Here is a 21,297-nt window from a genome sequence, read left to right on the forward strand (position 1 = left end):
AGGAGCTTGAGGTCTTCAGGCAAAAGCGATAGCGCCTTTGCCTACTCCCTCATACGCAACTACTTTGTAGGCCGCAGGTTCCAGTGCCTGCAAAGTGTTAGCAATATATTCAGCCAGACACTCGACCGTAGTGTCGCACGGCACGATTTCGCAGTGACTGACCGGCAAAGCGATTTCAAACCAGCCTTGCGGTGCCTGATAGCGGAAAAAATGGCTGTTGTCCTGCGGTTGTAGCCATTGGCATTCTGCTGCCTGAACCTGATCTTCTGCGGTGCCGAGATAAATATCAGTCCAGCGTTCAGTCCAATATTTGTTCAGGCGTGGGCTCAGCATATTGTGCTGATAAATTTCGATAGTTGAACGGTGGCCATGTGCGATGCGCTGGCAGTTACCATCATGTTTTTTCAGGCCGTGGCTGTAGTGATAATAAAAGCCATTGGCTTTTTCCGGCCGCAATACAAACAGCAGTTGCTGCACATTGTCCGGCAACAGTGGTTTAATTTGCTGCTGCAAAAATAATGTCAGGCTGGTTTCATCAACCTTGTCTGCAGGAATGGCCACATGAGCATCTGCAGGCGATGCGATCTGCACCTGGCCACGCTGACTTTGCAGTGATAACACTTCGGTTTCGCCGGCCTTGTGGCTGCTGATTGCTGAATGTAACGCCGGATATGCCAGTTTATGATCAACAAGACTATCAATAGCTTTTTTAATGAGCTTTTTAACGTGAGCAAAATCCAGCACCATTGAGGTCGCATCAAGGCCGCCATGTAACTCGACATCGACGATAAAACTCTCGCCCAACAAACCGCGCTGCGGGCAGAGGTAAGAAAAATCGATCACAGTTAAATCACGGACAAACAGAATCATGGTGCTTCTCAACGCAGAAAACGGGCTGACATTATACGGCATCGCGCCCTGACAGTCACAACCGAATCGATATCAACGCTGATGTTCGTTCAGCCAGCTGTTCAGCAGGCCAACTTGCCCAAGCTTATGCGCCGCGTACATCAACCGGATGGCATTACTGAGGATTTGGCTGTCATTCCAATCTGTTTTGCCGACAATTTCCTGATAACAGCTCAGGGCTTCCGGCGTCAGATAGCCGCGCAGTTCCTTTTTGCCGGATTGACGTTGTTTTTCCCGGTATCTTTGTTGCTTTTCGGCGTTGGTCAGAGCTGGCTGGGCTGATTTGGGCATTGCTGGATAATCTCGGTCGAAGCGTCGGTTGGTGCTGTTGTCATCTGGCTGTCGTCAGTCCGGATTATGTTCAGCCACTGGCGGAAATCGACTAATCGGACTTGTTTAGCGTACAACTGTTCGCTAAAGTGAGCCGGCATTTTTTACGGATTTAACATACATGACTCAGAATAGCTTTACAAAAGAAGAATTAATCGCGTGTGGTAAAGGTGAATTATTTGGTCCGGGCAACAGTCAGCTGCCGATTGATAATATGCTGATGATTGACCGTGTGCTGCATATTTCTGAGGAAGGTGGTAAGTACGGCAAAGGCCAGATTATCGCTGAATTCGATATTCATCCGGATTTGTGGTTCTTCGCCTGTCATTTCCAGGGTGATCCGGTGATGCCCGGGTGTCTCGGCCTCGATGCGATGTGGCAGCTGGTTGGCTTCTTCCTGGGCTGGTGTGGTGGTCCTGGTAAAGGACGGGCACTGGGCGTTGGTGAAGTAAAGTTCACTGGTCAAATCCTGCCGACCGCGAAAAAAGTCACTTATACCATTGATATGAAACGGGTGATCAAACGCAAATTATTTATGGGCATCGCCGATGGTGTGGTCAGCGTGGATGGCCGTGATATCTATGCTGCGGAAGAATTAAAAGTTGGCCTGTTCCAGGACACTTCCAGTTTCTAAGCTGATTTAGTGCCGGCTCTGTAACGACAAACCCCGCGATTGCGGGGTTTGTTCCTTAATTCATCAGTCTCAGCAGACTGGCATTATTGCCCTTTACTAAACAGACCACCACCGCGGTCTTCCATCGCCTCGCGATAACCCCCTAACCACTGCGAGCGCGCATCGATACTCTGATACGGACAAAGCTCCTTTGAACGGCCTGTAACACCTGCACGATAACCTTGAGCATGAGCACGTTCTAAACGATCACGTTTTTGTCTTTTCATACGGCAGTCTTCCTCAACTCTATGTGTTCTTCACAGAAAGCACCGGCTGCTGGGGTGCAACACCGGCGCACAGTTAATAGATAGACCTGTGGGGCAAAAGGTTCAACCGAAAATAGCAGAGATACTAATTGACTTTCGCTAAGGAACTGAACTTCATTACAATTTGACGACAAAAAAATTGAAATTTTTTTTGCATACCCTGCAACTCAACAATACTGACAGCGCTTGGCAGCTGATATAGCAGATTCGGAAACAAAAAAACCCGCAAAGCGGGTTTTTCAGCAACGAATTGAAATTAACGGCGGCGGCGACGCAACGCCAGTGGCAGCAATGCGAGTAAACCGAACAGACCAAAACTTGCGCCCTGGCGTTCGTAAGTTTGCTCTGCGCTACTATCACAATTGTCGATACTGCCATTTGCAATTGGATTCAGTTGCACCGCAACAGCAACTTCTTCTTTTAACACATTACCGGCGCTGTCTTTCATCAGCTCGCCTTTGACATCACGCTTTTCCACTTCTTTGATTGCGGTTGCGACAATGACGTTTTTCTCGTTGATGTCGGTCGCTGTCACAATAGTGTAAGCAGAGTTGCAGCTCAGTAACGTGTTGATATCTTTAAAGGTGTTGGCACTTAAGTCATACAGGAAACCGACATTCCGCCGGATTGAACTTCCGGCAGTTGCTGCTTCTGTGGTACCAACAACAAGATTGTTATCATTGATGGCTTCAGGTGCTGTCGAAGCTGATGCAAACAAGTCGGCCGGAAAGGTCAGCTTTTGCGTGTTGTAGTCGTAGATAAAGAAACGATTGCGATCTGCACTGTTGATATTTTTGACGGCATAACCGGTAATAATATTTTTGTTATTGATACCAGTCGCGTAGCTGCTGCTCCATTCCTTTGTATCAATAAAAGACTTCAGCTCAGTGCCATCAAAAATAGTGGCGTGGAAGGCGTGATAAACTTCGTCTCGGCCGGTGAACTGATCGATCAGATAATAGCGAATATCATCGCTGTCAGAATACATTGAAGCGCCCACAACAAGGCCACTGTCATTGATGTCATTCGGCGTGCTGGTGTAGGTAACCGCAGGATAATCGGTACGGGTATGGGCTTTACCAGAATTTTTGTCACCGAGGAAACCCAACAACTGCGGTGTCCCCGGTTTGCCATCGGCATCAAGCTGCCAAACCATACCACGGGTCTCATACGCGTTGCCGACTGCATTACGGAAATAACACAGATCTTTTGGCTCCAGGGTGCCATCACAAGCTTTGGCGATAGCGGTCTGGGTGTCTGCCGCCATGTTGCTGCTGCCATAGCCGATGACTTTGCCGGTGTTATTTAAACCTCTGCCAACGCTATAACCGCCACCGTAATCAGTGTAAGCCGGCGGTAAGGTATATTTACCTTTGTCAGTGAAAATCACTCCGGCCATATGCATAGGTGCCGGCACCCATAATTGCTGTGTGACCGGATTGGGTGTAGTGGCATTTGCGGCAGGTGTGAACGATTGACGGGTAAAGGGTGTCGTTGCATAACCAATCATCTGGTTCAGATCGTTAATACCCAGCAAATATTCGTTGTTGGTTTGAACCGCGGCCGTCTCCCGCACCCGCACCAGTTGTTTGGTGTCTAAGCGGACCGGATAGGTAGCAGCAAAACGTTGTGTGGTATAAACAGCGCTCGCTGATTGCAGATAACTGATCAGGACTGTCAGCGCTTTGGCGTTGATATTGCCCTTTTTAACTTCTTCAATTTCAGCAGCTGTTAAATTTGCAACGATGAAGCTATTGGTAAAATCTACTGAGTTCAGATCGATTGGATAATTAAATCTGTTACTTAAATTGCCGACGACCTGGTTATTGTTATTCAGACCCGAGACGAAACTTGATTTGTAACCATCAATAGGTCCAAGTTCCACGACCTGATAAGTGGCTGCCTGCCCCGTAAAGGCCACAACGGCCGGTAACATGGCGACAAACAACGGCGAAAATTTCATTCAATTCCCCTGCTACTGCTGGTTTAATGCTTCTAATTGTTCCCAACGCTCGTATGCGTGCGCCAGCTTCGACTCGACTTGCTGAATTTGGTTCAATAGAGCTGTGGTGACATCGGCACTTTGGCGGAAAAACTCCGGATCATTGACCTGCGTCTGTAAGGCGCTGAGCTGTTCATCAAGACTTTCGATCTCGGCGGGCAACAGTTCCAGTTCGCGTTTCTCTTTGTATGATAACTTCTTCGGTGCTGAAGCTGAAGCCTGTGCGGCGGATTGCTCAGCTGGTTTTGTAATTATTTGTTCATTAGACGGTTTTTTCAGTTCCGTCTTAGTTTGCTGCAACTGCTGGTAGGCCAGTACATCGTCATAACCGCCGGCAATTTCAACGATCCGGCCTGTACCGGTGAACCACAACGCACTGGTCACTGTGTTATTGACGAATTCACGGTCGTGACTGACCAGAATAACAGTACCCTGATACTGCTGCAGGATGTCTTCTAACAGTTCCAGCGTTTCGACGTCAAGGTCGTTGGTTGGTTCGTCGAGAATAAGCAGGTTACTGGGTTTAGCGAATAACTTGGCTAAAAGCAGCCGGTTTTTTTCACCGCCGGATAATGCCCGCACTGGCGTACGTGACCGCGCCGGCGCAAACAGGAAATCCTGCAAGTAGCTGAGAACATGGCGGCTTTGGCCATTTTGCACAATTTCCTGCCGCCCTTCTGCGACGTTGTCCTGCACTGTCGCGTCTAAGTCCAGAGCCATCCGGTGCTGGTCGAAATATGCTACTTCCAGGTTAGTGCCACGTTTAATTTCGCCGCTTTCAACCGGATATTCATCCAGTAACACTTTGATTAAACTGGTTTTACCGACACCATTTGGCCCGACTAACGCCACGCGATCGCCGCGCATCAACAGGAAGTTAAAATCATGCAGCAGTGTTTTGCCGTCAAAACTCAAATTGAGTTTTTTGCCTTCAAACACCAGTTTGCCGGATTTTGCTGCCTGTTCAATAGCAAAATCGACTTTACCGAGTTGTTCAACCCGCGCTGCACGCTCTTTGCGCAGCTCTTTTAACGCACGTACCCGGCCTTCATTACGGGTGCGACGGGCTTTGATGCCCTGACGGATCCAGACTTCTTCTTCCGCCAGTTTTTTATCAAACAGCGCATTGTGCTGCTGTTCAACCTCGAGCATCTTGGCTTTGCGTTCCAGATACTCGGCATAGTTGCCCGGGTGAGAAGTTAACTGGCCACGATCTAAATCAATGATGCGGGTTGCAACATTGCGAATAAAAGCACGGTCGTGCGAAACAAAAATAATCGCGCCGGCAAATTGCAGTAAAAACTGCTCAAGCCATTGAATAGCTGCCACATCTAAGTGGTTAGTCGGTTCGTCCAGCAGCAATATGTTTGGTTTGGCAATCAGTGCACGGGCTAACGCCGCTTTACGTAACCAGCCGCCGGATAAGCTGGCCAAAGTCGCATCAGGCGCCATCACAAACTGCTCGCAAAGCTGCAGAACACGTGCTTCTAACTGCCATCCATCGCGGGCGTCCAGTTCGCTTTGTAAGGCGGCAAATTCACGTTGCTGCGCGTCATTATCGGCGTCATATTCGTTGGAAATTTGATAAAAACGCTGCAGTTTAGCGGCGAGATCGTCAGCACCCTCGCGGATAAAATCAGCAATAGTTACGTCAATCCGAGCCGGCGGATCTTGTTCCAGCCGCGCCAGCACCACATTGTTTTCTTTAACAACCTGACCGTCGTCCAGCACCTGCTGACCGGTTAAAACTTTGAGCAGCGACGACTTCCCGGCGCCGTTGCGGCCGACTAAACAAACCCTTTCGCCGGCAAATAAACTGAAGTCGACATGATCGAGCACCGGATGAGTGCCAAAAGCCAGACAGGCTTGTTGAAATCTGAGTAATTCCACGCTTAATCTTTCCTGTTCACAGCGCTGGCTGTGTAATAAATCTCTGTAAACCGGCCGCATCAAAGGGCCATTTTAATTCTGTTGTGACTTCGCCCTGCTGTTTCAGCAGCACCGGGATCTCCGTGCGGTACAAGGCAAAAGCCGCCGTGTCGTCGACAATGTCGACCAGGATGAACTCAAGACCGGCGGCATGCAGCAAGGCTTCTGCTTCCTCACATAAATGGCAACCCCAGGTGCTGTAAAGCGTCAGCATCAGGCGCCCCGCGTCAGCTCAAAACACACGTGAATTTGTGGGTTGCGCTTAAAATCTTCCGGTAATGACGCAGCACTGATGTCTTTAATCAACCAGCCGGCCGCTTCAAGTGCAGCGCGGTCGATTTTAAACTTGCGTTTGTTATTGGAGAAAATCACTTTACCGTTGGGCGCCACCAGTTTACTAATCATCGTTAGTAACTTCACGTGGTCACGCTGCACATCCCAGGTATCTTCCATCCGTTTTGAGTTGGAAAAAGTCGGTGGGTCGACAAAAATCAAATCAAACTGGTTTTTGCAGTCGGCCAGCCATTCCAGCACGTTGGCCTGGATAAACTGGTATTGCTTACCAGCGAGATCATTCACGGCAAAATTTCGTTTCGCCCAGTCCAGATAAGTGTTGGACATATCGACAGTCGTCACGCTGCGCGCACCGCCCAGAGCAGCGTGCACAGAAGCCGAACCGGTGTAGGCAAACAGATTCAGTACCGCTTTGTCTCTGGCTTGTTGCTGGATGCTGCGCCGGGTCAGGCGGTGGTCTAAAAACAGCCCGGTATCGAGGTAATCGCGCAAATTCACCAAAAATTTGGCGCCGTATTCGCTGACCGTTTTATATTGGCCGGCCTTGGCGAGTGCCTGATACTGCTCTTTACCTTTTTGCTTTTCGCGCACTTTTAGAACTATGGCGTCGGTCGGCACCTGCAATACTTGCGGCACAAGATTCACAATATCAAACAGGCGTTTTTGTGCAATTTGCTCGTCAACATTCGAAGGCGCGGCATATTCGTGGATCACCACTTCGCCGTCGTACCAGTCGACCGCGACGTTATATTCCGGAATGTCCGCGTCGTAGAGTCGGTAGCAGCTGACTTGTTCACGTTTGGCCCACTTTTCCAGCTGTTTGACGTTCTTTTTCAGCCGGTTGGCAAAAGATTCGCTTTCGGTGAAAAACATCGACGGCGTTTTGCTGGTGATTTGAACTTGTTTTTCCGTCAAGTCAAACAGGCTGAATTCACAGTCCAGCGGGCCGTTGGCAAATTTATAGGATTTGAGTTTTGACAGCTTCAGCGAGCGTAGTAAATCCGTATTGCTGGTAATAATCGCCAGCCGCCAGTTGGCATAATGTTGCTTCAGGCGCACTGAGAATTCACTGTAGACCGGGAGCAAGGACGGAATGTCGCCAAGGCGCTCACCATAAGGTGGGTTACAAATCACCACACCCGGGATTTCAGTGCCGGCAGCTTCTAAAGTGGTGGCATCACCGGCTTTAAATTCAATAAATTCAGCGACACCGGCGCGGGAGGCGTTTTGGCGGGCTTTGTCGAGTTGGCGCGGGTCTGTATCAAAACCGATGAACTTAGCCGTTGCTGCTAAAGCCCGTCGTTGCCCCAGCGCTTTGGCCCGTAGTTCCTGATATAAAGCGGCGTCAAAATCGCTGTCGTTTTCGAAGGCAAACTTTAAACGCTTGAGGCCCGGCGCTAATTGCCGCGCCATCAACACAGCTTCAATTAATAAAGTCCCGCTACCACAAAATGGGTCGACTAATGGCTGCTCAAACTGCCAGCCGGAACGGATGAGCATAGCCGCTGCTAACTGTTCTTTTAACGGGGCTTCACCCTGCTCTTTGCGGTAACCGCGCTGATGCAGTGACGGGCCGGAGAAATCTTTTAAGAAATAAAAATGCTGGCGTTCCATGCGCAGCTGAAAACGCACGTCCGGTTCCAACCGGCTAACGTCCGGCCGCTCGCCAAATTTTGCTCTGAACTGGTCGACGATGGCATCTTTGACCCGCATGGCGCCGAATTGACTGTTGTCGATAGTGGCATGTTTGCCGACACATTCGACAGCCAGGCTCTGGCGCAGGCCCATCTGCGATGTCCAGTCCAGCTCGTTTGCGACTGTATAGACATCAGATTGTTCATTAATAGAGAGCTGATCGAGCTGGCGCATGATCCGGGTGGCGAGGCGCGACCATAAACAGATTTGGTAGCCCTGCTCTAACGTTGCCTCAAACCGCACAGCGCCAAGGCTGACTTTACTGACGGTGGCGCCGAGGCTGGTCAATTCGCTGGCCAGGACTTCTTCAACGCCTTTGGAGGTTAACGCCCAGAATTGCAACATAAAAAATTCCACACAAAAAAATTGCGCGAAGTATATCAGAAGTTGCTGTCGGCCCGCTGCCGAATTTGGTTTCTGCTGGCAGTACTTTATCTGATTACAGGTAATTCGATGATTTAAAACACAAGATGCTGATAAAACCAGCAGTCAGTGCGTCGCGGTTGTAATTCTGCAAATTGTTGCTTGCTATCGAATTCTAAAAGCAATAAGATGCGCCCCGCAATGACGGACGCGGGATGGAGCAGCCTGGTAGCTCGTCGGGCTCATAACCCGAAGGTCGTCGGTTCAAATCCGGCTCCCGCAACCAATTGTGACTTGTTTTTCCGAAGGTCATCAATTAACGTCTTGCATATCAACTAGTTATCTCACCTGCTCAGGGATAACGCACGGTCGCGGGATGGAGCAGCCTGGTAGCTCGTCGGGCTCATAACCCGAAGGTCGTCGGTTCAAATCCGGCTCCCGCAACCAATTTCACGTTTTTATAATCCATTGATAAATATAGAGTTCCCTTTATTGGGGATTTTTCTTTTTCCAAAATAGCTACGCTGTGACCAATCTGTGACAAAAATTTATTTCGACCTGCAATTTTTCCAGATTTTCCGTTCCTAAAAAGTCATATTTTTGACCTTCGGGTTTTTATCCCCAGCAAAAAGCCGTGTCACAAAATTCTGTGACCAGCATCGATGTTAAATGACCTTATATGCCATTAAATTGAGCCAGGTTTAAGCGCTTTTTCAATAATGAAATGAATAAGTTACCAGCTGGGGTTGCTTTGAATTTTCGAATTGCCGAATTCGATTTCTGTGACAACATTAGATGTCGTTAATGTAAAGGCGGACTGCGGAAAAAGTCATGTTTGGATCTAATTCAACATTTTGTTCGTGCGATGCCAATGCTAGCGTCGATAAGTCTTGTGTTTGATGTTCCTTATTAAGGAGCATGGGAGTTACCTTTTTGGTTTTGATTAGGGATTCGACACCCACAATCAAAACTGGTAACTCCAATCTTTTAAAAACTTTGTATCAGATCGAGTAGAGGCTAATTCACCTACGAATTTCTGAGTTAGATTTTTTCCCTTTAAACAAAACTTTGCGAAAGTAGGTGTATTGTTTGACGCCAACGGCCTGGTTGGCCTCCTTTTATCTCACTGCCAATTTCGTAAATCCATTCAGATCCGTTGTAACGGATTTGCCAGGCGGCTGAGCACAACTCGCAGTTTGCTTTCAAACCTTTTTCATTTCGAACAATTAAGTTGGATTTAGTCGCTTTACATCCACAGCATGGACAAAACTTCATAACTTCAGCAGAAAAATAGCTCTTCAAAACAGCTGCTTTATTCTTAGGCGCTAAATGAAAACTATCAATCCAACGATTAATGTTGAAGCCTTCGTTATCCAAAGCATAAAATACTCCGCGCGTATGCAACTGCGGCCACTTTGCAAGTATGGCATTTGGTAAGTTTGAAGGCGCCTCACCATACACTGATGCAAAAAGCGTCATCCACCATCTTTGAACGAGCACGATTACCGATTCTTCAGAAAACAGGTTGTCTGGAGAACAATTAATAATTCCTTCTGAATCACCTTTCCAATTCAGACAACACAAAATTCGCCCAGGCACAGATCTCAGTTCCACTGGGGATTCAATCAACGGTACGAATACAATTTCTCCGACAAAACCAGAATTTTGACTAGATAGGTGCCAATCTCCACCACATAAACTTAATTCCCCTTCAATTCCGGAAGGATGAGTTAAAACCCAGTTATTATCTGACCGAAACGATATCTTCCAGCCCATTTTTGTATGTGCGCGCAGCAGAAGCAAACCGATAAAATGTTGATAACATTCGACTTGGAATTGACGTTGTTGAAAAATCTGTACGTAATCTTTAGATCTAGAAGCTATTTCCTTTACCCATAACTCCCAGAGTTGGCGCACTTCTGTGTAGTGCTGATCATTATGCAAAATGTTTGTATTTTTCAATACCAGAGGAACTGCGGCATCTCTCGGAATACAGCGATATGTTTCCGTTTGTTTTAGCTGGAGGATTTTTGTTAGTTGTTCTTCCAAGCTGTTTAATTGGGTTTCAGACAGCTGTTTTATTTTTTCGGCTTCGCCCTGCTTAAAAGATTCGCCCCATGTTTCACAAACTGAATTTCTCAAACTCCGATGAAGGGAAGCACTTCCATCTAGTTCCAATCCTTGGCGAAGAGCTTCATCAAGTTCAGAAAACCGTGCGATGAGGTTTCTAATGTATCGTTCTAAGTGGTCGACAAGTCTCGCGAAAACGCGATTTTCGTAAATGTGGACTTCATCCTCGCTGATCTTCGCCTTAAGTTTATTGGGTACTATTCCAGTGAAAGTCCGCTGCTGCCAACACTCCGAATGTGCAGCCAGATGGCGTTGATAATTACTTGCTGTTCGCTTCACTCTAGACACAGGTAAAAGCTCTTCGTCATATCGCATAGTTATACGTGGCGACTTAGCGACAATCTGCAGATGACCCAAGCTAAGGACACGGGTTAAAGCCATCTGTAATTCAGATGGCTCTAAACTTTTTGCAATTTCAGCAGGGATAACGGGCGAAACCAAATTTTCAGCTCTATAAATATCACCATGTGCTCTTATATTCTCGAGTGCGATTAGAGCTAACTCTCTTTTTGCCAATTGTCTGCTATCAAGCTTGGTTGAAACGAATTTAACAGTGGTAGTTGCTGTATCTAAGAAGCCTCGGCCATCATCAAGTAGGATTGTTCCTGCAGGCCATTTACCATGCAGCGCCAAAGATGTTTCATCAACCAGCGCAAAACGCCCTGAAGAAACCGGGATAATAGAATTGTGTTCAACAATAACACCAGTCACACAATCACGAAGTCGCAGCATCACGCGATTTCCTTTCGCTCTAATTCCCTTTCAATTCGATCTTCACATTTGAAAGCCATATCTGCTTTAAATAACCGCTCCCAAACACTATTTAGATTCCCCTGGAGTTCTGATAAATGCTCAGGTTTTGTGTCGTATCGTCCAGTTATTTTACCGTCTCGGAATAGCCGAACAGACAAAAGATGATCCAACGCTTGGCTCATTGAGCCTCCCGCAGCAACAACGACGGGTAAAAATTGCCTAGCTTGGCGCTCCAAGCGGTTTCCCCAGCCGATACCAAATCTTTTTTCCAAAACAGTAGTCAGCTCATGCTCATAAAGAGTCTTGAAAACGTTATCTACTTCGGCACGATGAGAGGTGATTGCACTTTGGAAACTGACTCGAAGTGATGAAACGCTATAAATAACTTGTCTTTTAAGTGTTGACGGTAATTGCTGCATGCAGTTTCGTCCTAACTCTAATACAAAGCTTCGGTCTTGTGTTTTATCCGCAAACTCGAACGTAGTTTCATCATGGTTTGCGGTACCGATGAACCATACGTTATCTGCCACGGGTATCTTGCGCCCCTCTCTTAAATACCGAGGTGTTTTTGCCGGCGAATCCTCCATCAAAACAACCTGTCTATCCTCACCAGACAATTCCATCGCCGAAAGAAACTCAGCAAAATATTGTTCTGGCCGTGAGAGGTTCATTTCGTCAAGGAGAATAATATTTAAACGGTCTTGATATGTTGGCGTTTGGGCACGATAGAGAGCCTGTAAACACTCTTTTTCGTAATATCGCTTTTCAAAGGCATTGTAGTGCCCGACAAGGTCATCTCGATCTCGCCACCCAGCCTGGACTGGAACCACTGTGCAATGTCCACCAACCGCACTCGCGAACGCTTTAGCTAAAGTCGTTTTTCCTGTACCGGAGATCCCTTGAAAGATATGTAGCTGGCTCATCGCCAAGCCACCCAAAAATAACTGTAGCGTTTCTTTGTCAAAGTACAGAGGGTTATTGCGGTCGCTTCGGAAAATTCTTAACTGAAGTTCGTCGACAAATTCAGTAAGTGAGCCTACAGGTTGTGTTGAAGGGCTTTCGTTATATATCGTGTCCATCCGAGTTAACGCGGGGAAGACAGCCTGCCCTTGTTGTCGATCTTTTAACTCATCAATTTCTTGCTTTAATTGCGCGGTCGCAATTGAAATTGCATCGTTATGCTGCTGGAGGACGCGATTTTTCATCATCAAATTTTCGCGTTCCATAATGCCAATGGCTCTTTTATGACGCTCTGCATTTGCCTCATTTAGCTCTTGCTTTGCGTCTCGAAGTTGCTCTTCGAATGAACGATTTAAATCTCTTAGATGTTCGACTTCATCCTCTAAATCTTCAACAGGACGTCCAGAAAGTTTTTGCCGGTACTCTCTCATTGCTGATTCAATTTTTTCTACATGAAGTAAAAGCTCCTCAGCTGACTCCATACCTTTTTGCTTGAGTGCTCTTTCCAACTCAGAGAAATCCATTAGTCGCGTCTTCAAATCGAGCACATTAACTTCGTCACGTTTTCGGTAACTTTTTAATCGACCAATTTCAGATTCTAATTCTGCGATCTGCTGACTAAATTGCTGCTCAAGCTGAGCTTTCCTTGTTTGAACTGTTGTTTCAAGAAGCGACTCTTTCGCCGATAGTTCTGCTTCGTGCGATATCAGCTCTGCTTTGGCTTTCTCTAGTTCAAATTTGGTCTGTTGAATTGTCTGGGATGCTGCCAAAAAATCCGCAGACAGAGATCTGAGTTGCTCTTCTTCCATATTTGCGGCTTGCAAAAACTCGCTCTGACTTTTTGCCAACGACTGCATGTGATCTGCACGAACTTTTGACAATTCTGCTGTCAAGATTGCAAGGGATTGACTATGTTGAGTAATAAAACCAGCTTCGGCTTCAGCTTCTCGGGCTAAAAGTTCTTCCGCTTTTCTAAGAAGATCTTTTTCCTTTTTCAACAAAGCTGCCCGAATCTCTTGGGTCTCTTTACTACTTTGATTGTGTTCAGAAATTAAAGCCTCTAATTTTAATTTTTCAGCATCGAGCGAAGCTTTTAAGATATCAGCCTGAGCTCGGGCTTCAGTAATCGCTTGAAGTTCGGCTTCATAATGTTTTTTAGATTCGGTGAGTTGATCGACTAGTTGATGCAAATTTTCAGTTTGGTCTTTTTCTAACGCACTCAAAACAGAATTGTCCGGCTTAATTCCGGTCACGGCTTCAATCTTTTCGCCCATAGCAGTTTTTGATGACTTCGGTGTCATGTATGGTGCCGGAATACCAGCTTGTTTGTGTCGTTTAACCACGGTCCAATCCTTCGAAAAATGTATTTAAAAAATAAGTAGTTATCGTTGCAGCCTGTAATGCTGTATTTTTGGAATTATCAGCTCGGCTATCTGCGTGGGCTGCACTGTCGCGCCAATGTGATAGCAGGTAGGCAGCAAGAAAATTTGATTCGTTGGTAACGAATTGTCTAAGCGGATGATTAGGATAATCTGGCATAGACATTAAACATACCGCCATACATAAACGGAATGAACCTTGTTTATTGCGTGCGGTACTGAAAAGGCCTGTCGGTTTGACTTGAATGACCTCATGCACCTGTGTTTTTGTCAAAAATGGCGAGGTTGCCCGCAAGATTTTTTCAATATCTGATTTTTCGATCGTTCTTGGAAAGATATGAATGTTTTTTAGTGGGAATTTTTGCAAACAATAACGAAGACAGTGCTCGATAACTCCTGAACTTTGAGTAATCAAATCACGATAGTCGTGGTATCTGTTTTCGGACTCTGAAGTTTCAACATCTAGTTTTCGGCTTGTCCAACCGTTGAGTAAACCAACTAAACCATCAACTAAATCTGCTTTATTAAACTCAGCTAATACCTCTAATTTGACCTGTTCCTCACGAGCGGCAACGGCATCCTCTAACGAAGTAAACTCTCCTTCAGTTTTACCACCAATCAGACTCGCGACTTCCTTAGATAGTTTTGGCACAGATGAACATAGATCACGGATCTTTTCCCGCATCCATACCACATCATGGTGAAGACCAAATGGATCCGATGCTCCCCATAGCTCTTCCAATCCGACATCGGAATACACCCACGCCCATAACAATGCTGGGAATGGTTCTTTATCTGACAGCCTCAAAACATCCATCTGAGAGATTGAATCAAAGTTTTCTTTTGAACCCATTGAACGCGCATTACGCTGCGCAGCATGGGTGGAGGACATGATATTTTTAAGCGTTTCATGATTTGGTTCAAATGGCCTGACACGATCTGGCAGAATCATCGGCTGCCATAATCTAGTTGAAGATTTAGACATAGAAAACTCAGGCTGAGTATTTGACTCTGAAACAGGCTCAATCATATCAAGCGAATTACTGTACCTTGGTAAAAAGTCTCCTTTAATAGCATCCTGAAAAACGTAACCTGTTCTTAAACTGCTAGCTCCGGAAACATCATTGTTAAGCATATCAATGCCGTCTTTAGTGAGAGTCCCCGTCTTTCGATCAATCCAGCCTTTGGGTATCAACTGTTGATTAATGATAAAACTGACAAGCTCAGGCTCTAAACCGTGCCACTTTGCAAGTTCCTCGACCCGCTGGGAATCAATGCCCTTTCCTCTATTCATAGATAGTTGTGAAAGCAAAGCTCTCTCAAAAACATTAGCTCGCTTTACTTTTAAATCTGGCCCATAGACCTGCCACACATAAATGGGTAAAAGTACTGCCCTAACTGCCCGCAGCTCATTAACAGGCGCTTGTTTAACAAAGCAGATAACATCATCAGAAAACTTTGCCATGTGGTCCCTCACAGAGTTTGTAAAATGCAGGAAACCCTGGAAGTAAAGGCATACCATCCTCAAAATTCCCGATGTTTATGTTACCCAGCTCTTTGTCCCCCACCACAATAAGCAATCTTTTTTGGCGGCTCATTGCAACGTTGATCCTGTTTGCAAGCCTTAAAAAACCAAGTTTCTTATTTACCATTTCTTCGGTCATTTCAATCTCAGAATCCCAGGTTCTTACGACGGAAAGAATGACAACGTCAAACTCCTTGCCTTGAAAAGCATCGACAGAACCAACTCGAAGACGTTCTTCCCCGGTTTTTGTTAAACGGAAATTCTCAGCTATTTGCCAGCTATCGTCTGAGTGTATTGCACAACCTAAGGTCTCTAGTTCCTGATAAATTGCATCGCGTTGGGCGCTATAAAATGTGATTACACCCACACTCAAATCAGCCTGATCATGAAGGATTTTAAAAGCTTCCAATGCACACCGTTTCGCTTCTGCTAAGCGCACTCGACTGCCATTACTTTTTTTCTCAATCCCTTGCTCTTTTGAGATATCAATCCAAGCTGAGTGACATCCTTTATAGCCATCTATCTGGTGCACGAAATCATCCGCCTCTAACCCTGCGTTGATTGGTTCGAAGCCTTGCCGCTCATAAAACTCTCGACTGACAAAGCTACCAAGCTCTGGATGCATCCGAAATTGAGTGTCGAGCATCACCACACGCTCAGGTCCACCTTTTTCATGCATCTTCTTAAATTGTCGATGCAGATACTCGAACAAACTGATACGTAACAGCTCGCTCCGAACTAAATCAAGTTCTTGCTGTTCTTGAAGTTCTTTTTCCACTCGAGGTTCGAGCATGTGAGGAAGCTGGAGATGATCACCGACCAAAACAATACGAGTCTTTGCCATAGACATTGGGATCATTAAATCGAGTGGCGCGGCTCTAGCGGCCTCATCGACAATCACCGTATTAAATGAAATACCAAGGCGCTCGGAGTTTTCCTTGATGTTTGCCATTTGATCACTATCAGACTGCTGGCATGTAGCGCCAATTACCGTTACGTAATCTTTAATACTATCTTCAACATCCAAAGCTCTCTCCTCCAACGCTTTAACATAATCATGCCGAGCGAGCAGTGGCCCTAGTGTTCGCGAGTTTGCAATTGATTCGTATAACTCTCGCTCCAGTATGTCTAATGTGTTGCAATCGGCTTCTGATATGTAGGAACGGAGTAAGAATGGTCTATAGTCAGGGCGCACCAAATCTATCATTTGGTGTTTTAGCTCGCCTAGTTTCTGAAGCTGACTTTCTGATGGCCCTTTTAGATCATTCAATGCAATAAACAGTTGCTTGAATTGACTGACTAAAGGATCCGCGTTCAAGTCAGCTACATTTTCGCAAAAGCTTAAAAAATCTTTAAGTCGTTCAAAGCCGTCGTCATTAAAAGCCACTTGCTCAGAACGAATTCCACGAACTTTTTGAAGCAATTGTCGGCGAATACTATTTGATAAATTGAACGACGCATTTTTATTCAGATTGTCATATGTGCTCAGCCAAGCGTCGTTCAACTCGTGAGACAGAGGCATACCATGTAACTGAGAAAACTCGTTCAGCTGTTCTTGTATTTCATTTGAAATCACTTTTCTTGCACTTGGTTCCCTTGCAATTCTTAACTGCAGCATCGCTTTTTTGATTTTTTCAAACAGGACAAACACTGGCCAGGTGCGCATTTCCAATTCAAGTGCTGGCTTTAACTCAAGTAATTTATTCAAGCGCCACTTTGTCACCATTAATTCAGAACTATCATTACCAAACCGTCTACTGCCAACCTTAATCGCAGGCAGCCCAAATACCCCAGAACGTTCAATAACATTATCAACGGCATCATGCTGAAAACTTGTCAGTAGGACTTGATGACTTAATGATTCGCCGGCAGAAAACTCTTCAGCGATACGTTGTTGTAAGGCCGCAATCACTTGCGTTTTACCGGTACCAGGTGGACCAATAATCAAAGCAACATCTGGCGTGTTGAGCGCAATCTCCAATGCCTTTTTCTGACGAATCGTCGGTTCACCTTTAAAGCGCTGCTTAGCTTTTGGCGAAATTGCTCTTAATTTTGATTTTCGTTCAACAGGCGGCTCTAAGCCCTCGAAAATCATCCGTAGTTGCGGCATTGGATTGTGATGCGTCTTTATCGCCGTATAAGCTCGTTCCCGACGATCGTTTGCTGTTTTATCCCCTTGAATGGAAAGAAACATAACGCCTTTACGCGGTGGAACATGCTGACTTAAATCAACGTCAACATAGGTCGGAAAAAACTTAAGATTTCTTGCTAACAGTGGCCGACGCCCATCTGGTACTTTTTTAAATGAGCCTGATATATCTGAGAGCCACTCAGGAACTTCCTCAGAAATTTCAAAGGTCAGATCTTGAATACTGAGATCATCGTTCTTTTGCAGATTATTTATTCTTTCTGCAAAAGCATCTGATTGGCCATGACTCAAGTGCAACCTAAACCGAGGCGTTTCACCACCAGTATGCTTAGGTTCGGAGTAACTAACATATCCCAATGCTTTGGCAGTTCTAGTCGCTTGCTGCCACTGAAGCTGGCTGTATGACTCCCAAAGACTTAGGTAGCTACCCGTATCGTTAATATGCTGTTCTAATAAGTCTATTGCACTCGCTTTTAATAATGCAGCCGAGGAACCATCAACAAAATCGACGTTGCCGACGATTGCTATAAAATCATCAGTTTCTCGACGTAATTTAGTCAGCCTCTTCGCTTTCCAAACACCCTGTTCATTTACCACAGACAACGCATGATCTTTACCAATGACTTTAAAGTCTAATTGAGATTGTTGCCTATAATATTGAGCGATTAACAATGGCTCTTCCAGTTCAAGAACAAATGCTTGCTTCAACCAGGCAGCAGCCTGAGTGATGCTATTACTGGCTATTAATTGGTCCTGATAGAGTTGCGTCGCTATATATGAATCCACAGCAATTTTTAGATCTAGCGGCAGTTTGGTCGTAAAGCCAACATATTCAAGATGCAGATGATCAGCGCCTTTTTGCGCCAGACGCCACAACCCAGGTTGAGCAGAAGCCAAATCTGCAGTTTTCAAATCTTTTGGATTTACCAGAGCAATCTGACCACGCTGAGCAACAACTAAGTTTCCACTCTCGCTTACAACTTGAATTGCATGCCCGACTTCCCACTTTAACGCTGCAGAATTAGCATCAATGAAGTTGACGCAATGCAGTTCTTTGTCGAAATAACGAAAATCCTTTAACTTCATATCATTCCCTTACCAACGAAAAGCCCAAACCGGGTGAGTCGTCACATCATCTGAAGGGATGGGGGGTGTCAAATGTACAAAGTAGGTTTTTCCTCGTTTGATGTCAGGGCTCAGTAATACTCCCCTCGTAATTTCTTGTTCTTTACCATCAGTGAGCAAGATTATTTTGTGACCCGGAATAACTTTTAAGGCAAAACCATTTTCGTCAAAACGGATTTGTCCCACCTCGCTCGATTCTCGGTAGAGTTGTGTACCTGCGGGTACTCGCTTAAGAGGCATTACCTCATTTAAATTAACTACTTGACCAAAACCAGTCTTCAGATATTTTTTTTCAATATTCGGATCTGTAGTGTATACAAGTGCGGTTAACAACACTGAATCTTGCGGATTCGCTTCGGTTTTACAAAATGGACAAGCACTATTTCGATTAAACGTACTGCGACATTTGGGATTATGGCAATCTAATAACTGCGATATGGTTTCATCAACAGTGCTGCGCCATTCGGTTATAGTTGGTCGTTCCCATGAACAGTTTTTACCTTGCTCGAAACATCGTTGGAATAACGACTGTAATTTTTTCGATGCAACCATCTCTAACGGGATCCCGCCGGTGGCCACATTACAATCATCAGAACTATCACCAACCCACGGCAATTCACCACGATAAGCTTGTTCCTGTAACTCTGGCTCTCCATCCTCTACCAACATCCCTATCAACGGATGTTGCATAGTCAGCAATTGATATGCAATCACTGCAAAGGACCAAGCATCAGTAAGACTATTGACACCTGATTCGCCCCGAACGACCTCTGGCGCGCCAAAACCTGGTGAGTAGAGATGCATAGAACTTGTACGTTCACTGATACAAATATTGTCGCAATCAATAAGCCATACCCGCGCATCATTGACGTTTTCAGAGACGAAGATGTTACTCGGGGATAGATCACCATACGCCATTCCCCGCGCATGAAGTTGAGAGAGAGTATCAGCAAGTTGAGCCAACATTTGTAAACGTCTTTTTAATCCACCGGTTTGTAAGAATCCTTGGAGACCTTTACCTTCAACTAAGGCAACAAAACTTCGCTCCATTTCACTAGTTAATGAATGGAGTCCGTCCATTAACTCCATCACATAACCTGGCACAGGTTTATTAATTAATGCCTTGGGCGCCGCAATTGCCAGACCATCCAGATCCTGACGTAGAACCCACTGAATATGGTTAAACCATTGTTCTTGCTTATTTATATCTTTCTTATAAAAGGTTTTAACTAAAGTGTTTTTATGGTTAGTCTTCCAAACCTTTCCCTGCCCACCTTCCCCCAATAGTTCTAAACAATCGTACTCAGCACCATATTGGTCCTGAACAATTCGCTTCTTTGGTAAGGCTTTTGGTTTATTCTTTGTGGATACGGATTGTTCACTCATTGATAAATCCTTGCGGTAAACATACCGCTATCAGTGTTTTGTCATCACTATGTCCGGGTGTCGGCCAGTTATTGAGTTGACGTTTTAGCCAACACTTACCTTGCCGCCGACTTTTTTTAAGTAATACATCCGTCACATACTGACTAAAGGCGGTGGGATCCAACAAATCTTCACTGATGCCATCAGTCATTAATAACAAACGATTTCCATGATCTTGAATGTATCCAGACCCCAAACGCCAATCAGATAAATGGCGAGACAGACCTAATCCTGTCGTTTCATTACTAAAACCTGTTGTGTTGGCATTTGAGAGTAACGATTTGGGTGAAGCAATCATGCCATCACCTAAATGGGCATAACGAAAGCGTCCGTCAGCAGTTCCCCAAACTAAGATACAAGTTGTAACTGCGTCTTTAGGTTCAACGTTTAACGTTTTTAACCGTGCTAGCCAATTCAAATAAAGCGCCTGGACTATGGTTTTATCATCAGAATTAAAATCGTTATTTTGGACGCTATATATCGCAGCTTTCGCAGCTTCTCGCGACCCAATATCTGAATGTGAACGAGAGCCCATGCCATCACAAACAACAGCAACCCATCGCCGCTCCCAACACTTGGCCAACAAGTAATCTTGGTTTGGTAAGAGGTCACGAATGTGGGCTGGCCCAATAACGGAACACTGATAGAAACGCGGCTTCACACTCTAGAAACCTAGTTCAAGCAGATCGTCATCGTCCTCAGGTAAATACTCAATTTTTACCGATTCATTAGGCTTGGCACTTCGGGAACGCGCGCTAACACTCATGGTCACTGCACGGAAGAAATTACGAATGTCACGCGCATCGTTTGCTTGAAACAATGGTGCTTCTGGGTCGTTACTAAATGTTTTTAGGTAACTAAGATCAGCATCTGAACCGATGGCTAATGCCAATCGTGTTGCTTTTTGGGAACGTTCGCCAGATCTAAGCCGTGAAAGCGGCTGTGTAATATCGTCAGTCGGAAGACCGTCGGAAACTATAATCACAACAGGACGATAAGCACGTGATGGGATCAGCTCTTTGTCTTCAAGCAGCTGACTAACCATATCAAAAGCTGCGCCCATTGGGGTAGGACCGGATGCATTAAGACGGCTAAATGCCTTAATTTGATGAGCAGGCGATAAAGGCAAGTGCTGAGTAACCCTATCACCGAAGGTTATCAAACCAAGGTGAATTTCCGCATTCATACGGCCTTCTTGCGCAAAGCTCTCAATCATATCTTTTAGAGCTTGATTTAGCGCCTCGATTTTACCATCTACACCCATGCTGCCACTGACATCTGCCAGAATGATAACCGGTAAAGGCCGAGCGGCTTTGGCGACGAAATCATTAATACTCATACAACTAATTTCCTTATTTAAAAACATCCAGATGACATATCAAGAGTTATG

General features: G+C 45.5%; 15 protein-coding genes and 2 tRNA genes. 3 read left to right on the forward strand and 14 right to left on the reverse strand.

The genetic code is table 11. The features are described from left to right. Positions 1–15: 15 nt before the first annotated feature. Positions 16–870 (reverse strand): 6-carboxytetrahydropterin synthase, encoded by an 855-nt coding sequence (locus Q399_RS0100925; RefSeq protein ID WP_031564504.1) that lies wholly within the window; start codon positions 868–870, stop codon positions 16–18. Positions 871–942: 72 nt separating this feature from the next. Continuing rightward, the gene (locus Q399_RS0100930; RefSeq protein ID WP_031564506.1) at positions 943–1,200 is read right to left on the reverse strand and encodes a hypothetical protein; all 258 of its coding nucleotides are present in this window, start codon (positions 1,198–1,200) and stop codon (positions 943–945) included. Between the two features lie 160 nt (positions 1,201–1,360). On the opposite strand from Q399_RS0100930, the gene fabA reads away from it, so the two are divergent. Further along, the gene (gene fabA, locus Q399_RS0100935; protein WP_031564508.1) at positions 1,361–1,873 is read left to right on the forward strand and encodes a 3-hydroxyacyl-[acyl-carrier-protein] dehydratase FabA; all 513 of its coding nucleotides are present in this window, start codon (positions 1,361–1,363) and stop codon (positions 1,871–1,873) included. 83 nt (positions 1,874–1,956) lie between these two features. On the opposite strand, the gene rmf is transcribed toward fabA, so the two are convergent. The 5 genes from rmf to rlmKL all read right to left on the reverse strand — a co-directional run bounded on the left by rmf (position 1,957) and on the right by rlmKL (position 8,443). Next, positions 1,957–2,139 carry a ribosome modulation factor gene (gene rmf / locus Q399_RS0100940; RefSeq protein ID WP_031564511.1) on the reverse strand — a complete coding sequence of 61 codons (183 nt, stop codon included), beginning with the start codon at positions 2,137–2,139 and terminating at the stop codon, positions 1,957–1,959. Between the two features lie 295 nt (positions 2,140–2,434). Continuing rightward, a complete protein-coding gene (locus tag Q399_RS0100950; RefSeq protein ID WP_031564512.1) occupies positions 2,435–4,141 on the reverse strand; it encodes a DUF3466 family protein in 1,707 nt (568 codons plus the stop codon). A 12-nt stretch (positions 4,142–4,153) separates the two neighbouring features. After that, positions 4,154–6,070 (reverse strand): ATP-binding cassette ATPase Uup, encoded by a 1,917-nt coding sequence (gene uup, locus Q399_RS0100955; RefSeq protein WP_031564513.1) that lies wholly within the window; start codon positions 6,068–6,070, stop codon positions 4,154–4,156. A gap of 16 nt (positions 6,071–6,086) precedes the next feature. Then, entirely contained in the window at positions 6,087–6,323 is a 237-nt protein-coding gene (locus Q399_RS0100960) for a glutaredoxin family protein (protein WP_031564515.1), read from the reverse strand. After that, a complete protein-coding gene (gene rlmKL, locus Q399_RS0100965) occupies positions 6,323–8,443 on the reverse strand; it encodes a bifunctional 23S rRNA (guanine(2069)-N(7))-methyltransferase RlmK/23S rRNA (guanine(2445)-N(2))-methyltransferase RlmL (protein ID WP_031564517.1) in 2,121 nt (706 codons plus the stop codon). The genes Q399_RS0100960 and rlmKL overlap by 1 nt, the downstream gene beginning before the upstream one ends. A 227-nt stretch (positions 8,444–8,670) precedes the next feature. On the opposite strand from rlmKL, the gene Q399_RS0100970 reads away from it, so the two are divergent. Then, positions 8,671–8,747 (forward strand) — tRNA-Met (locus Q399_RS0100970). 84 nt (positions 8,748–8,831) lie between these two features. Further along, positions 8,832–8,908 (forward strand) — tRNA-Met (locus tag Q399_RS0100975). A gap of 609 nt (positions 8,909–9,517) precedes the next feature. On the opposite strand, the gene Q399_RS0100980 is transcribed toward Q399_RS0100975, so the two are convergent. Genes Q399_RS0100980 through Q399_RS0101010 form a run of 7 tightly spaced genes read right to left on the reverse strand, consistent with a single transcriptional unit; the run spans position 9,518 to position 21,246 of the window. After that, on the reverse strand, positions 9,518–11,323 hold the full coding sequence (locus Q399_RS0100980) for a hypothetical protein (RefSeq protein ID WP_031564519.1): 1,806 nt from the start codon (positions 11,321–11,323) through the stop codon (positions 9,518–9,520). Next, positions 11,323–13,647 carry an AAA family ATPase gene (locus Q399_RS0100985; protein WP_157836199.1) on the reverse strand — a complete coding sequence of 775 codons (2,325 nt, stop codon included), beginning with the start codon at positions 13,645–13,647 and terminating at the stop codon, positions 11,323–11,325. The genes Q399_RS0100980 and Q399_RS0100985 overlap by 1 nt, the downstream gene beginning before the upstream one ends. Continuing rightward, entirely contained in the window at positions 13,640–15,148 is a 1,509-nt protein-coding gene (locus Q399_RS0100990; protein WP_031564524.1) for a hypothetical protein, read from the reverse strand. The genes Q399_RS0100985 and Q399_RS0100990 overlap by 8 nt, the downstream gene beginning before the upstream one ends. Next, positions 15,132–18,443: a DEAD/DEAH box helicase gene (locus tag Q399_RS0100995; protein WP_031564527.1), complete on the reverse strand. Its 3,312-nt coding sequence runs from the start codon at positions 18,441–18,443 to the stop codon at positions 15,132–15,134. The genes Q399_RS0100990 and Q399_RS0100995 overlap by 17 nt, the downstream gene beginning before the upstream one ends. A 9-nt stretch (positions 18,444–18,452) precedes the next feature. Continuing rightward, entirely contained in the window at positions 18,453–19,868 is a 1,416-nt protein-coding gene (locus Q399_RS21305; RefSeq protein WP_051685643.1) for a serine/threonine protein kinase, read from the reverse strand. Next, on the reverse strand, positions 19,861–20,568 hold the full coding sequence (locus Q399_RS21815) for a PP2C family serine/threonine-protein phosphatase (RefSeq protein WP_084164030.1): 708 nt from the start codon (positions 20,566–20,568) through the stop codon (positions 19,861–19,863). The genes Q399_RS21305 and Q399_RS21815 overlap by 8 nt, the downstream gene beginning before the upstream one ends. A 3-nt stretch (positions 20,569–20,571) precedes the next feature. Further along, a complete protein-coding gene (locus tag Q399_RS0101010) occupies positions 20,572–21,246 on the reverse strand; it encodes a vWA domain-containing protein (RefSeq protein ID WP_031564533.1) in 675 nt (224 codons plus the stop codon). Positions 21,247–21,297: the final 51 nt, after the last annotated feature.

This window comes from Rheinheimera texasensis DSM 17496, from assembly GCF_000711985.1.
Lineage (GTDB): Bacteria > Pseudomonadota > Gammaproteobacteria > Enterobacterales > Alteromonadaceae > Pararheinheimera > Pararheinheimera texasensis.

Bases quoted from the DNA above. Each gene is read 5' to 3' on its own strand.
- Q399_RS0100980 (WP_031564519.1), bottom strand. From the start codon at position 11,323: ATGCTGCGACTTCGTGATTGTGTGACTGGTGTTATTGTTGAACACAAT.
- Q399_RS0100950 (WP_031564512.1), bottom strand. From the start codon at position 4,141: ATGAAATTTTCGCCGTTGTTTGTCGCCATGTTACCGGCCGTTGTGGCC.
- rlmKL (WP_031564517.1), bottom strand. From the start codon at position 8,443: ATGTTGCAATTCTGGGCGTTAACCTCCAAAGGCGTTGAAGAAGTCCTG.
- Q399_RS0100990 (WP_031564524.1), bottom strand. From the start codon at position 15,148: ATGGCAAAGTTTTCTGATGATGTTATCTGCTTTGTTAAACAAGCGCCT.
- Q399_RS21305 (WP_051685643.1), bottom strand. From the start codon at position 19,868: ATGAGTGAACAATCCGTATCCACAAAGAATAAACCAAAAGCCTTACCA.
- rmf (WP_031564511.1), bottom strand. From the start codon at position 2,139: ATGAAAAGACAAAAACGTGATCGTTTAGAACGTGCTCATGCTCAAGGT.
- Q399_RS0100930 (WP_031564506.1), bottom strand. From the start codon at position 1,200: ATGCCCAAATCAGCCCAGCCAGCTCTGACCAACGCCGAAAAGCAACAA.
- fabA (WP_031564508.1), top strand. From the start codon at position 1,361: ATGACTCAGAATAGCTTTACAAAAGAAGAATTAATCGCGTGTGGTAAA.
- Q399_RS0100995 (WP_031564527.1), bottom strand. From the start codon at position 18,443: ATGAAGTTAAAGGATTTTCGTTATTTCGACAAAGAACTGCATTGCGTC.
- Q399_RS0100925 (WP_031564504.1), bottom strand. From the start codon at position 870: ATGATTCTGTTTGTCCGTGATTTAACTGTGATCGATTTTTCTTACCTC.
- Q399_RS0101010 (WP_031564533.1), bottom strand. From the start codon at position 21,246: ATGAGTATTAATGATTTCGTCGCCAAAGCCGCTCGGCCTTTACCGGTT.
- Q399_RS0100960 (WP_031564515.1), bottom strand. From the start codon at position 6,323: ATGCTGACGCTTTACAGCACCTGGGGTTGCCATTTATGTGAGGAAGCA.